General features: G+C 55.5%; 15 protein-coding genes. 5 read left to right on the top strand and 10 right to left on the bottom strand.

Annotation, left to right across the window (positions count from 1 at the left end; translation table 11 throughout):
* Positions 1–28: 28 nt before the first annotated feature.
* The 4 genes from BUB44_RS10340 to hisG all read right to left on the bottom strand — a co-directional run bounded on the left by BUB44_RS10340 (position 29) and on the right by hisG (position 3,950).
* Entirely contained in the window at positions 29–724 is a 696-nt protein-coding gene (locus BUB44_RS10340; protein ID WP_027357361.1) for a rhomboid family intramembrane serine protease, read from the bottom strand.
* Positions 725–854: 130 nt separating this feature from the next.
* Positions 855–1,541, bottom strand: coding sequence for an acetate--CoA ligase family protein (locus tag BUB44_RS10335; RefSeq protein ID WP_207545648.1), 687 nt, complete (start codon positions 1,539–1,541; stop codon positions 855–857).
* Positions 1,538–2,932, bottom strand: a complete 1,395-nt coding sequence (locus BUB44_RS10330) for an acetate--CoA ligase family protein (protein ID WP_073165990.1) — start codon at positions 2,930–2,932, stop codon at positions 1,538–1,540. Before BUB44_RS10330 ends, BUB44_RS10335 begins: the two co-directional genes overlap by 4 nt.
* A 148-nt stretch (positions 2,933–3,080) precedes the next feature.
* Positions 3,081–3,950 (bottom strand): ATP phosphoribosyltransferase, encoded by an 870-nt coding sequence (gene hisG, locus BUB44_RS10325; protein ID WP_073165988.1) that lies wholly within the window; start codon positions 3,948–3,950, stop codon positions 3,081–3,083.
* Between the two features lie 173 nt (positions 3,951–4,123).
* Here hisG and BUB44_RS10320 point away from each other — a divergent pair, with 173 nt between their 5' ends.
* Together BUB44_RS10320 and BUB44_RS10315 are read left to right on the top strand one after the other, a co-directional pair.
* Positions 4,124–4,849 carry an LCP family protein gene (locus BUB44_RS10320; RefSeq protein WP_027357365.1) on the top strand — a complete coding sequence of 242 codons (726 nt, stop codon included), beginning with the start codon at positions 4,124–4,126 and terminating at the stop codon, positions 4,847–4,849.
* A gap of 118 nt (positions 4,850–4,967) precedes the next feature.
* Positions 4,968–6,110, top strand: coding sequence for an amidase domain-containing protein (locus BUB44_RS10315; RefSeq protein ID WP_073165985.1), 1,143 nt, complete (start codon positions 4,968–4,970; stop codon positions 6,108–6,110).
* A gap of 27 nt (positions 6,111–6,137) precedes the next feature.
* On the opposite strand, the gene BUB44_RS10310 is transcribed toward BUB44_RS10315, so the two are convergent.
* On the bottom strand, positions 6,138–6,665 hold the full coding sequence (locus BUB44_RS10310) for a BON domain-containing protein (protein ID WP_073165983.1): 528 nt from the start codon (positions 6,663–6,665) through the stop codon (positions 6,138–6,140).
* Between the two features lie 155 nt (positions 6,666–6,820).
* Here BUB44_RS10310 and ade point away from each other — a divergent pair, with 155 nt between their 5' ends.
* The 3 genes from ade to BUB44_RS10295 all read left to right on the top strand — a co-directional run bounded on the left by ade (position 6,821) and on the right by BUB44_RS10295 (position 9,859).
* Positions 6,821–8,623: an adenine deaminase gene (gene ade, locus BUB44_RS10305; protein WP_073166077.1), complete on the top strand. Its 1,803-nt coding sequence runs from the start codon at positions 6,821–6,823 to the stop codon at positions 8,621–8,623.
* Positions 8,624–8,694: 71 nt separating this feature from the next.
* Positions 8,695–9,273: a DUF1640 domain-containing protein gene (locus BUB44_RS10300; protein WP_073165980.1), complete on the top strand. Its 579-nt coding sequence runs from the start codon at positions 8,695–8,697 to the stop codon at positions 9,271–9,273.
* Positions 9,274–9,415: 142 nt separating this feature from the next.
* Entirely contained in the window at positions 9,416–9,859 is a 444-nt protein-coding gene (locus BUB44_RS10295; RefSeq protein ID WP_242655957.1) for an MgtC/SapB family protein, read from the top strand.
* 47 nt (positions 9,860–9,906) lie between these two features.
* On the opposite strand, the gene BUB44_RS10290 is transcribed toward BUB44_RS10295, so the two are convergent.
* The 5 genes from BUB44_RS10290 to BUB44_RS10270 form a co-directional block, all read right to left on the bottom strand.
* On the bottom strand, positions 9,907–10,122 hold the full coding sequence (locus tag BUB44_RS10290) for a peroxiredoxin (protein WP_051618227.1): 216 nt from the start codon (positions 10,120–10,122) through the stop codon (positions 9,907–9,909).
* Between the two features lie 6 nt (positions 10,123–10,128).
* Entirely contained in the window at positions 10,129–10,869 is a 741-nt protein-coding gene (locus tag BUB44_RS10285) for a P-II family nitrogen regulator (protein ID WP_073165974.1), read from the bottom strand.
* Positions 10,844–11,593: a DUF1538 domain-containing protein gene (locus BUB44_RS10280; RefSeq protein ID WP_073165971.1), complete on the bottom strand. Its 750-nt coding sequence runs from the start codon at positions 11,591–11,593 to the stop codon at positions 10,844–10,846. Before BUB44_RS10280 ends, BUB44_RS10285 begins: the two co-directional genes overlap by 26 nt.
* A complete protein-coding gene (locus tag BUB44_RS10275) occupies positions 11,590–12,279 on the bottom strand; it encodes a DUF1538 domain-containing protein (protein ID WP_073165967.1) in 690 nt (229 codons plus the stop codon). Before BUB44_RS10275 ends, BUB44_RS10280 begins: the two co-directional genes overlap by 4 nt.
* 302 nt (positions 12,280–12,581) lie before the next feature.
* Positions 12,582–13,187, bottom strand: a complete 606-nt coding sequence (locus BUB44_RS10270) for a class I SAM-dependent methyltransferase (RefSeq protein ID WP_073165964.1) — start codon at positions 13,185–13,187, stop codon at positions 12,582–12,584.
* Between the last annotated feature and the right edge of the window lie 383 nt (positions 13,188–13,570).

Below are 13,570 nucleotides of genomic sequence, written 5' to 3'. Positions count from 1 at the left end.
TAGCGGCAGCGTTCCTGCCGGCGTATTCCTACCACCAGGGATAGTTGTTGCGCAGGCGGTTGCGGGGAGCCAGGAGCTTCATCAGGATCATCCCCGACACAAAACCGCCCACATGGGCCCACCAGGCCACGGGGTTGACCACCCCGCCGAGGGAAGCCGCACCGTTAAAGAGCTGGATGATAAACCACAGGGCCAGAAAAATTACCGCCGGTACCTCCATCAGGGTGAGGAAGAAGAACACCGGAACCAGGGCCAGGATCCTCGAGTGACGGAAGGTAACAAAATAGCCGCCCAGCACTCCGGCAATGGCCCCGCTGGCCCCGATCACCGGCACGGGGGAAGTGGGATTGGCCAGAATATGAAACAGGCTGCCCACCATACCGCAGAGCAGGTAAAAAATTAAAAAGCGCAAGTGCCCCAGGCGGTCCTCCACGTTATCACCAAAAATCCACAGGTATAGCATGTTGCCCCCCAGGTGCACCCAACCTCCGTGGAGAAACATGGACGTAATAAAGGGCAGTAAAAGCGGGTCCAGCGGCGCCCCGATCTGGAGGGCGTGAACCACCCGGGCGGGAATAACCCCCAGGTTGTAGAATAGTTCGTTTAACTGCGCCTGGGAAAGGCCCAGCTCTTTAAAGAAGAAAACCCAGATATTGGTTAGAATCAAAAGCCAGTTTACAAAGGGCCTTCGCCGCGGGCGGATGCTGTCGCGCAATGGTATCACCGGATCAACCTTCTTCCCCTGTTATTGTCAGGCCACGACCTTTCTTCAATATAGCATATACTATAGCATATACTTTTCTGCTCATTTCTGACAAGGATATTAATGGATATGGAAAAAGCCGGGCTGAATTTCAATCGGCCAGCACCGCCCGCGCATCCAGAACCAGCGCCCCGCGCTCGTAAACCACCACCGGGTTGAGGTCCATTTCCTGTATCTGCGGAAATGCGGCGGCCAGCCCGGAAACCTTCACCAGTATATCCACCAGGGCCCCCTCATCAGCAGGGGGAATACCCCGGTAACCGGCCAGCAGGCGGTATCCCCGCAGGGAACGGACCATATCCCGGGCCATGTCGGGCTCTACGGGAACCAGTCGAAAGCTGACATCACCCAGAACTTCCGCGAAGATACCCCCGAAACCGCACATGAGCACGGGCCCGAACTGCCGGTCGACGGTAAAACCGACAATCACCTCCCGGCCGGGGGAAGCCATGGGCTGCACCGTAACCGCAGCCTCGGGATCCACTCCCTTGACCCTGTCCATGATCTGCCGGTAGGCCCGGCGTACCTGGTAGCCGTTGGCCAGGTTCAGAACCACTCCACCGCTATCCGACTTATGGGCAATTAAAGGGGAGCGCACCTTTAATACCACGGGATAACCCACCTCTATAGCCCGCGCCACCGCTTCTTCCTCGCTGCGGGCCAAATAGCAGGGGGTTACAGGTACACCAACCCGCTGCAGAATCTCCTTTACCTCATCCTCACATAAATACCGGCGCCCGGCAGAACGGGCTGCAGCCAGCATTTCTGCCACATTCACCGCCTGATTCCCCCTCTCTGCAGGGCATAGTGCAGGAGAGCGGAAACTCCCCACGCCGCCTCCTCGGGAGTGGTATAGACGGGAATATCCCGGGAGTGCAGGAGTTCCCTCTCTTCCTTAACTTTTTCCCCGGTGGATATATAAAGGGCCACCACCGGCTTACCGCTGCGCTCCCGGGCATCTAAAATTTCCACCGTGGGGCAGCGCCAGTTCAAATGCAGGCAGTATACGGCCACCAGGATGTCGATGCACGGGTCGTCCAGCACCGCCTCCATCAGCGGGCCCAGATTTGCCGCCTGCATACCCTGCCCGGCCGCATCCAGGGGGTTTTTGAGCACTACCGGGGGGTTCTGACCCAGCACTTCTTTAATCCTGCCCATGGTACTTCCGGCCAGGGCAGGGAAAACCCCTCCCCGCAGGCTTATCTCATCCAGCAGCACGATACTGGGACCTGCCGTATGGGTAACCACGCCCACGCCGTTCCCCCGGGGAATGGGTGCCATGGCCAGGGCTTTGCAGGCAGCCACCATCTCCAGGGTGCTGTCCACCACCAGGAGGCCGAACTGCTGCAATACCTGCCTGTACACCTGATAACTGCCGGCCATGCTCCCGGTATGGGTTAGGGCGGCGTGGCTCACCGCACCGGAACGCCCGACCTTATAAAAAACCACCGGCTTGTGGCGGGCCACCTCCCCGGCCACCTGAACCAGCCGCCGGGCATCATCGGTGCCCTCCACAAAAACACCTATGACCGCGGTGCTGTCATCCCGGGCCAGGTATTCCAGATAATCGCTTATCTCCAGGGTGCTCCGGTTACCCACCCCCACCCACTTGTTGATCCCCAGTCCTTCATCCACGGCCTTATGCAGTATGGTCAGCCCCACGCCCCCGCTCTGGGTAACAAACGAAACTTTTCCCCGGGGTAGCTGCATGGGATAAAAAGTGACATTTAAATTGGCCCGGGTATTGATCAAGCCCAGGGTATTGGGGCCAACCACTTCCATCTCATACTGCCGTGCCGCAGCCACCAGGCGCTCTTCCAGGGCTTTTCCCTCTTCCCCCATCTCCTTGTAGCCGCCGGCAATGCAGACAACCCCCTTAACCCCTTTCCTGCCGCACTGCTCCACCACCTCCAGGGTGGCCAGCTGGTTTACCCCGATTACCGCCAGGTCCACGGGTTCAGGTATTTCTTCCAGGGAACGGTATACCGGCAGCCCCTGCAGGCTCTCCAGGCGGGGGTGCACCGGGTAGATCCGGCCCTGAAATCCCGCGTGGATAATGCTCTGCAGCAGGTTGTATCCTACCCGGTCGCTGGAACCGGTAACCCCTATTACAGCCACACTGTGGGGATAAAATATGCTGTCCAGCACATCCTGTTTTCTGGCGGGCAATGATGATCCCTCCCCTCAAAAAAAATACCCCGGTTATAAAATTCTAAAAATTTTCTGCTAAACCTGCCGGCCGAAAAATAAAAACTTCCCCGTACCGGGGAAGTTCTACCGGAGTTCAGCCGGCCCGCTAGCCTTCCGGGCATATCCCTCAGGGAATAACCTTGTTCAGTGGGTACTCAATAATGTCGTGGGCCCCGCTTCTTTTCAGGGCCGGGATCAGGTCCCGCACCTTCTTTTCGTCCATAATTACCTCTACCGCACACCAGTCGCTGTTCACCAGCTGGGAGATGGTGGGGTGCTTCATGGCCGGTAACAGGGCCAGAATATCGTCCAGCTTTTCTTTAGGCACGTTCATTTTCAACCCCACCTTGGCATCGGCCCGGAGCGCCCCCTGCAGGAGTACGGCCAGGTTTTCCAGCTTCTCCCGCTTCCAGGGATCCTCCCAGGCCTTTTTATTGGCGTGGAGGCGGGGCGTGGATTCCAGAATGGTGGCTATGACCCTCAGGTTATTGGCCTTAAGCGAGCTGCCGGTTTCCGTGAGATCGGCAATGGCATCCACCAGGTGGGGCACCTTCACTTCCGTGGCCCCGTAGGAATATTCCACATAAGCCTCCACACCGTGGCGGGCAAGAAACTTCCTGGTCACCCGGACCAGCTCGGTGGCAATCCGCTTGTTCTGCAAATCCGCCACCGTCCGGATGTCGCTATCATTGGCCACAGCCAGAACCAGCCGGATGGGGTTGGTGGTCTGCCTGGAATAAACCAGCTCGGCCACTTCCACCACGTCGGCTTCATTTTCCATGATCCAGTCCAGGCCGCTGATACCGGCATCCAGCACGCCCTCATGCACATAGCGGGGAATCTCCTGGGCGCGCATCAGCACTACTTCCAGCTCGGGATCGTCAATGCTGGGAAAGTAGGAACGGCTCCTCACCATTATATTAAAGCCAGCCCGCTTGAACAATTGAAAGGTGGCTTCCTGCAGGCTTCCCTTGGGCAAGCCCAAACGCAGTTTCATTGCCAGCACCCCCGAATTCTTTTTTACTTTAATATGCTAATTTGCTACTAAAAGAAATCACCATCCAGTATAAATCACCTTTCCCCGCATGTCAATAGCAAGATCACCCGGAGTATAAAAGAGGGAAAGGAATGCCAGAATAAATTTGGCACGGCAAAGGAGGTTAAGGAACGTTGAGTTTCCGGAAATTGCTCCGGTACGCCCTTCTTGCAGTGTTGGCTCTATTCTGCTTTTCTTCTTCTTTTAAGGCCTGGGCGCAGCAGCAACCGGAAACCGAGAACGCCCTTATCTTCTGGACCGACGGACCCAAATTGAAAGCCGTAACCCTGGTCGCCATCACCCCGTGCAGAAAACCGGTGGGTATTGTTTCCATCCCCATCAACACCCGCGTTCATGAAATTTCGGGCGTGGCAACGCTGGAGGAACTGTATCACCTGGCGGGGCGGGAAGGAATCACAGACTACCTGGAAAAGCGGTTCGGCATACCCATTGAACACTATATGGATATCAGCCAGGCCACCCTGACCCGTACCAGCGAGGCCCTGGGGCCGGTGGTAATGGCCGGCAGGCAAACTTCCCTCCTGGAGGTGTTCGAAGGAACATATACTAATCAGCGCATGGACCTGCAGACGGAGATCCGGGCCCTGGCGGCAAGGTTGATCGAACCGGCCGTACTGCTCAAACTACCACGCCTGTTGTGGATTTTTACCAGCGGGGTGGAGACAAATCTGGGGCCGGGCCATATCCTCACCCTCTACCAGGCCCTGCAGGGAAACGGCCCGGAAATCCTGCGTAAGCAGGCCCTGCCCGGGCGGGACTACTTTGACGGCCCGGTCAGGTACCGGGAGGTATCCCCCGACGCCTGGAAAAGCGTTTTGCGGGAAGTAACCTGCTCCTGATAAATGGCCCCTGTGGTGAAGCGCTTTGGTGTACATTTTACCACCGATACCCGGGCAAGAACTCTTCCTTCCGGGGAAATATATAAACGGCGCAAAATTCACAAAACGGGGGTCCGTTATGCTGTGGCAAAAAGTTACTGTATCATTAATGATTGTTGGCCTGGTCTTTCTACTGGGAGCTTCCAACTGCACGGCCACTTCCCCTCCCCTTTCCCAAAAAGAACTGGAAAAGGCGGTGAAAGAAATTTTCAATGCCCGTGCCCGGGCCATTGTTACCGGCGCCGATCCCGCCCCGGTTCTGGCCTCCTACGATACCGCCACCAAACTGGGGCAGTGGGCCCGGGCCCATGAAGAACACAAGCTGAATTTTATCCAGTCCTGGGCCAGGAAAAGGGGGGTGCGGATAATCGAAGCAAAACCGGAAATTCGCATCCCCTGGTCGCAGATCAATGGGGAAAGGGCGGAACTGGTGGTTCACCACACCCTCCAGCTGGTTTACGTATATCCCGATACTCCCGTGGTCAACCGCTTTGGTATTGGCACCCGTCACTGGATGGAACTGGCCAAAAAGAACGGCCGGTGGTTGATCCAGAAGGACTTTTATACCGACGGCCTGGGTGATGATACCCTGGTACCCGTACCCACCCCCGCCGACGGCGCTGCCTGCCCGGGTCAACCCGTAAATTCCAGTTCCAGCCAGAACCGCTCCAGAGGTATTTATGACCGGGAGGGGGCAGCCCGGTATGCGGGCAAGTATGCCGGCCTGGCCTGGGGAGCGGGCAACAACCATAAGTACAATCCCCGTTACCGGGATCTCAACGGCAACGGCGGGGACTGCACCAATTTCGTCTCCCAGTGTCTGGGAGACCGGGAAGGGGGCAAGCTCCCCATGGATGGAACCTGGTACTACCGGTACGAACAGGGCGGTGGTTCGGGCAGCCGGGCCTGGGTGCAGACCGAGGCCTTTGCCAGCTGGCTCCTGTACAGCGGCCGCGCCCGGCTGCTCGCCCGGGGCACTTTCCCGGAGCTGAACCAGCCGACAAGCAAATTTCCGCGGGGGGCCGTCAGGGAGTTGCAGAAAGGTGATGTCATCGGGTACGAGGAAAAGGGGAACATCGAGCACTTTGCCATTGTGGTCGGGACGGACTCCCACGGCTACCCTCTGGTTAACGCCCACACGGTGGATCGCTACCACTGCCCCTGGGATATGGGGTGGGATAAAAAGACGGTATTTCACCTCTTCCGGATTAACGAAGTTTAAAAAGGGGGATATGCCTGCTTATCCCCCTTAAAATATTCTGGCCTCTCCCTCATCTTCCCGGTCGTTGTTCACCTGGTGGTGGAAAATAGCTTCCAGGCTCTCATCATCATAACCCCCGGGGGAGCGCAGCTTGAGCTGGCTGACCACTTCCTTCACTCCCCGCGCTCTGGCGGCAGCAGCCCTGGCCGCTTCAATTTCTTCCGGGCTGTCCACCCGCCCCTGGAGAAAAACCACTCCCTTAACGCATTTTACCCCCACATGGCGGCGGTTGATACCGGCCGCATCCAGCTCCTCACCTACCTCGAAGGCCACATCATCATCGGTAATGGCCCCGTCGGTGCTTACAGCCACACCATTCTCCACCGCCCGGATGCCCTCAATGGCTGAAACGATGCGGCTCACCTGCTCCCTCTCGGCCAGGGTATCCACAATGCCGGTAATGCGCGCCTTACCGTCCACCACATCGGCCTTCAACCCATATTCCCTGGTACGCACATCGCTATCCAGAACTTCCTGAACCTTCCGGGTCAGGATTTCATCCCTTTCCGCCGACAAGAGAACCCCTCCTCGCAGCTGAAAACTTGACTTTTAAAGTCCGGCAAACAATCCTCCTGCCGAAAATGACACAATTTTCGCCCTGCCTGCAGGTATTATTCCCTCACACACGGTAAATATAGAGGGGAATCATTTCATTTTTGCGGGGTGAAAAAATGTTTTACCAACCAAACCGGCGCCCCCTGTGGGAAATTACCGCCGAACTTTCCCTGGCTGCCCTGGGGAAAATACCGGCCGACGTGGTAATTAAAAACGGGCGGGTGGTGAACGTGCATACCGCCGAAATACAGGAAGGCCTGGATGTGGCCATTAAACACGGCCGGGTGGTGCTGGTGGGCCGGGCCGACCACACCATCGGGAAGGATACCCGGGTAATCGACGCCGGGGGTCGTTATCTGGTGCCCGGCTTCCTGGACGGCCACATACACGTGGAGAGCAGCATGGTTACCGTCACCCAGTTTGCCCGGGCGGCAGTACCCTGCGGCACCACGGCCATCTTTATGGACCCCCATGAAATTGCCAATGTACTGGGGATGGAGGGAATCCGCCAGATGATGGAGGAAGGGGAGGGGCTGCCCTTAAAAGTGTTTACCACCATGCCCTCCTGCGTTCCGGCTGCACCGGGCTTTGAAGACGCCGGGGCCAGCATCGGCCCGGAAGAGGTTCGCGAGGCCATGACCTGGCCGGGAATCATTGGCCTGGGCGAAATGATGAATTTCCCCGGTGTGCTGGCGGGAGATCCCCTGGTGCACGGGGAGATACAGGCCACCCTTAAAGCCAGCAAGGTCGTCACAGGACATTATTCCCTCCCGGAAACGGAAACCGGACTCCAGGCCTATATTGCCGCGGGTATTTCCTCCTGCCACGAGTCCACCCGGAAAGAAGACGCCCTGGCCCGCATGCGCCTGGGTATGTACGCCAAGATGCGGGAGGGTTCGGCCTGGCACGATGTCAGGGCAACCATAAAAAGCATCACCGAAAACCGCCTGGATTCCCGCTACGCCATCCTGGTTTCCGACGACACACATCCGGAAACCCTGCTCACCCTGGGCCACCTGAACCACGTGGTGCGCAGGGCCATCCAGGAAGGGGTGGACCCGGTAAGGGCCATCCAGATGGTCACCATCAACACCGCCCAGTGCTTCGGGGTAAGCCGCGACCTGGGCAGCATAGCCCCCGGTCGCTGTGCCGATATCCTGTTCATCCCCGACCTGGCAGAGATGAAGGTGGAACGGGTGATGGTGGACGGGGTGATCGTGGCCGAAAAAGGGCGGATGCTTTTCGAGTTGAAACCTTACGCATACACGGAAAAGACCCGCCATTCGGTGCACCTCCGGCGGCGGCTGACCGCCGGCGACTTTACCATTGCCGCCCGGGGGAACAGGGTCCTGGCAAGGGTGATGGAGGTAATCGAGGCCAAAGTGGGAACCCTGCACAGGCAGGTGGAAATACCGGTGGAAAACGGAGAAATCAGACCCTCCGTGGAGCTGGACGTGGCCAAGGTGGCCTGCATCGAGAGGCACGGCGGGCCGGGAAATATGGGCCTGGGCCTGGTCAGGGGCTTTCACCTGAAGGGCGGCGCGGTAGCTTCTACCGTAGCCCACGACAGCCACAACCTGCTGGTGGTAGGCATGGATGAATCCGACATGGCCCTGGCCGCCAACACCCTGGCCGAATGCGGCGGGGGCATGGTGGCCGTTTTGAACGGGCAGGTGCTGGCCCTCTTACCCCTCCCCATAGCCGGGCTGATGTCCGAACGACCGGTGGAGGAAGTGAGGGAAATGGTGGCCGCCCTGGAAAGGGCCTGGAAGGAACTGGGCTGCCCGCTGGTCTCCCCCTTCATGACCATGGCCCTCCTGTCCCTGCCGGTCTTACCCGAACTGCGGGTAACCAACCGGGGCCTGGTGGACACGGTGAACTTCCGTTTTGTGGACCTGGTGATCGAGGAATTGGTGTGATACTGCCCGACTTTTTCCTTGCCTGAAACGCCCTTACCTGCTATGCTGGAAGTGAAAGGCAGGTGGCAGCCGTGGAAGAGGTCAAAAGGGAAATAGCAGCCACTTCCGATGAACAGGAATACCGCCAGGCCGGACAAATGTTCTTTCTGGGAAGCTGGGTTCAGGGAGAAATACGGGACCTGCGGGCCGAAATGCGGGAATTGCGCAAAGAATTATCCTCGACAGAAGACGGGTTAAGGCAGGAAATCAAAACTGTTGAAGAAAGCCTGAGAAAAGAAATCAAAGCTGTTGAAGAAAGCCTGAGAAAAGAAATTAAAACCGTTGAAGAAGGTCTGAGGAAGGAAATTAAAACCGTCGAAGAAGGCCTGAGAAAAGAAATCAAAACCGTTGAAGAAGGCCTGAGGAAGGAAATCAAAACCGTCGAAGAAGGCCTGAGGAAGGAAATCAAAACCGTCGAAGAAGGCCTGAGGAAGGAAATCAAAACCGTTGAAGAAGACCTGAGGAAGGAAATGATAACTCTTGAATCAAATTTAAGGCAGGAGATAAACTCGCTAAGGCAAGAAATAAAAGGTTTTTTCTGGGCTACCGTCGGCATTGCGCTGGCCGCCCTGGCTGTTAGCATCAGTGTGGCCATCAAAATCTGGCAGTGATCATCCTTGTTCTAATGAAGCCTCCGGGGAAAATTACGGGGGCTTCATCGTTTTTTCAAACCCGGCCCACGCATAACCGGCGGGCAGGGCCGATCATAATACAGTTAAACACTTATCTAAAGGGTGAAGCCCGGTGCTCCGCATGCAAGAAATGATTGCCAGGCTGCTGCTGGCCTTTTTAGTGGGATTTTTCATCGGCCTGGAGAGGGAAATAAGCCATAAGCCGGCGGGTATACGCACGCACACCCTGGTTTGCCTGGGTTCGGCCCTGTTTACTTTAATCAGCAGCTACGGGTTTACTTCCTTAATCGGCGCAAACCCCTACCAGCCCGGAGACCCGGCGCGCATTGCCGCCCAGATCGTCACGGGAGTGGGCTTTATTGGCGGCGGCATTATCTTTAAGGACCGGGATCATATCCGCGGGCTCACCACCGCCGCCAGCATCTGGCTAACCGCCGGGCTGGGAACGGGCATAGGCGCAGGCCTGTACGTCCCCAGCCTGGTGGCGGCAGTCCTGGGTTACCTCACCTTGAAATTGAACCACCTTCTCCGGAGATGGGGCCTGGATGACCCGGGTGAAGAGTAAAAAAAAGCCCACCGCAAAACCGGGCGGGAGAAATGCTTCCCGTCACCCTATATCGTCCCGACCCTTTCAAAGTCCCGCCTTATCCCCGGCTGGCCCGGCTGCCACTGCGCCGGTACACCTTCACCCGTGGCGGCAGCATACTGAATGGCCTGGAGAACGCGGATGATCTCATCCACGTTTCTACCCACTTCCCGGGGGTACACGCAGTAGTATTCTACGCGGCCCTGAGGGTTGATAATAAAGGTAGCCCGGTGGTTATACATAACATACTAACGCGGGTTACTTTCGGAAAGCATCTTTCTCACCATCCTGTTGAGCTGGCGATTAATACCGGCCACCCTCTCAACCTCCAGAACAAAGGCAATGCCCTTTCCGGGCTTATTCAGGTCTGTTTCATTGACAATGGCTTCCAAAACCTTGCCGCTCTTTGGACGTTCAATCAAAGTTAAAATGATTTCCTTCTCAGGCTCAATAGGAATACCGAACAATCTGGCGTTCTCGTGAATTCCCGTGCCGCGGCCGAAAAGTATGGTTCCCCCTTCCGCACCGACTTTTCTTGAAGCATCAACCACTTTTTCCGAATCACCCTTGTTAACGATGGTCACAATTAAATCGTATAAAACCTCTTCGCCATCCTTTATCATTTCCATTCCTCCCGGATTCTGCTCAGGTGGTACAGCGGGGGTACCCAGGTGACAGATACCGGCCACCCGGCTCACGTCGAGAACAAAAGCTATCCCGCGGCCGGGTTTATCCAACCTGGCAGCAGAAATTACGGCCTGCAGCACAACGTCCAGCTTGCTTTCATCCACCAGTATAAGAATAATTTCTTTTTCCGGCTCTAGTTCGATCCCCAGAATCTCCGAAACTTGATGGCCCCCCGTACCTTCGCCCAAAAGAGTGGTCCCGCCTTCAGCCCCGGCCTTCTTTGCCGCCTTTACCGTCTTTCTGGCCACGCCATAGTTCACAACGGCTATCAACAGCTTATACTTCCGCATGATAGCGTTCATCCTGCTTCTCCTTTCTGCTGAAGAGCAGACCTAAAGATAAAACTGCCAGAATGGGAGAAAGCGCTACCATAGCAATCATCCCGAACCCTTCGGTTAAGGGATCACGGCCCTCTAAAGCCGAGGCAAAGCCCAGAACCATGGTTAATATAAAAGTCACGGTCATCGGCCCGGTGGCCACTCCCCCCGAATCAAAAGCTATGGCCACAAAGGAAGGGGAAGAATAACGCGCCAGTATGAAAGCGAGCACGTAGCCCGGAATTACCAGATACCACAGGGGAATTCCCAGCCAGACTTTCCACAGCGACAGGGCAATGGAAGCGGCCACACCCAGTGATACCGTATAAAGCATTACCTGCTGGGGAATATAACCCCCCGATGCCTTCTCCACCTCATAATTTAACACACGGACGGCAGGTTCGGCAAACGTAGCTACAAAACCCATTAAAAAACCAGCCGGTATGATTAACCAGCCGAACTCCAGGCTACCCATGGTTTTCCCGATTATTTCTCCCACGGGCAGGAAACCCACGTAAACGCCCTGCAGGAAAAAGGACAACCCCAGGAAGGTCAGCACGAAACCTTTTAAAACTCTAATAAATCTCCTTCTGCTGAACTTCAGCAACCAGACCTGCAGAATCAAAAATAACAGCAGGAGAGGAGCCAGCGCAACGGCCACCTCCAGCAGAACGTGGCCAAAACCGTCAAATATTTTAAGTTCATTCAACCATAAATCACTCCCAGCAGCAGCACGGATAAGATGGGCCCAACAGAGCCCAGAGCCACGTAGCCGAATCCATCGGCGGAAGTGCTTCTACCCCCCAGAACAGATGCAACCCCCACACCCAGGGCAAGAATAAACGGCACCGTCATCGGGCCTGTGGTAACGCCGCCGGCATCCAGAGAAACGGCCCTGAATTCGGCGGGGGCCAGCACGGCCAGGATAAAGACCAGGGCGTAACTGGCAAGCAAAAGATGCCGCAGGGGAACACCCAGAACCACCCGCAATATGGCCAGTCCCACAAATATGGCCACGCCCAGAGCGACAAAGATAATTAAAAGATCTTTGGAAATGGCTCCCCCGGATACTGCATCCACCTGGGTGGCCAGAACCCTGACATCCGGCTCGGCCACAGTCACCACAAAACTGAAAAGAAAACCGAAGAGGACCAGAATCCAGACCCTACCAATTCTGGAGAGCGCCGAACCGGTGGCTTCACCAATTTGCAGCATTCCCAGATGAATGCCCACCAGGAAGAATATCAAGCCAATGGTGACCATGACCACCCCGATCAAAAACTGCGCCATAACCAGAGAAGGTAACCGGAGCACTGCCTGCAGGATGAGCACAAATACAGTAACCGGTAAAACAGCCAGAACAACTTCCAGCACAGTGCCCTTAATATCTTTCATGACCTCATCCTTTCTTTTATGTTTTTACCCTGAACATTCACCCTGCAAGCTCAACCAGGGAACCCATAAAAAAATTTAATACGTCACCAATGAAAATTATATCATTTGTATCTTTGATTTATCAATCCAGTGGTCAAAAAGGGAATAATTAACAACCACATGGCGGATATGCACTCCGGGTACTGTGTAAGTTGCTGAAAGACGGGAAAATAAAAAGGGGAGGTAAACTCCCCTCCAGCGTACAGATAAAGTGTTTCCGGGATGTGCCCCGGCTTTACTCGCGGCGGCTCCGGCGGCTCCAATTATACAAAACGTCTTTTCCGCATCAGGCAAACCCAGGCTCTGGGCGGGTTCGGGCGGTTGGAACCAAAATGGCTGGAAACGAGCGAAAGAATTTCGAAGTGAGGTTCCACAGAATTAACAATATCCCTGGCCGTCCTCTGTGGCGGACCCGGGCCTTCTCGCCGCTCATCGGCGTTGCCGATAATACTCAGCCACAGGCCATCTTCTTCCAAATGGGCGGCCACCTTTTCCGCAAAGCTCTCCCGTTCCTTACCGGAATTCAATGAATGAAAACAACCTCTATCAAATGCAAAACCAAACGGCGCCCCTGTAATTTTGTTTGTGAAGAAGTCAATCACCATAAAGGTACACCGGACATTGGCCTTTGAAGCTTTCTCTACTGCCTTTCCTATTGCAATCTCCGAAGTATCAACGCCTGTCACATCGAAGCCGTTCTGGGCAAGCCAGATGGAATTATCACCAGTTCCGCAACCGATATCCAGTGCTTTACATGGTTTTATGGCCATTGCAGTCACAGTCTGAATAAGGTTAAAATCAGGTTTGCCAATATCCCAGGGAGTATCGCCCGTTTCATATCTTTTCTTATAACCTTCCTTTACCGTCATCCCCGTTCACCTGGCTCAAAAAGCTCACAATACCCAACAACGGTTAGTTATTGTGAACCCGACCCTCCTATTGACCAGGTTTTCCCCCCTTTCCGGATCAATCCCTCATAGGTAGATGACTAAAGTTCTCAAAAAAATAGTTTCAATTCCTCATAGGTAGCATTCCTGTAAACAGGAGTAGTGGGGCTTGAGGGAAAGAAAAAATCCTGGTATGGTGTAAATGCCAAAACCCAAAACCACCAATACCAGGAGGGATCAGCGATGTACAATCCCCTTTCCCAGAAGCTTGCCATGATCACACCTGAAACCTTAATTGTGGGTGTAGACGTGGCCAAGCATACCCACTACGCCCAAATGATCAATTTCCGGGGGGAGGGACTGCA

The sequence above is a fragment of the Desulfofundulus australicus DSM 11792 genome, from assembly GCF_900129285.1.
Classification (GTDB): Bacteria; Bacillota; Desulfotomaculia; order Desulfotomaculales; family Desulfovirgulaceae; genus Desulfofundulus; species Desulfofundulus australicus.
This window is presented reverse-complemented; position numbering and strand designations above follow the sequence as displayed.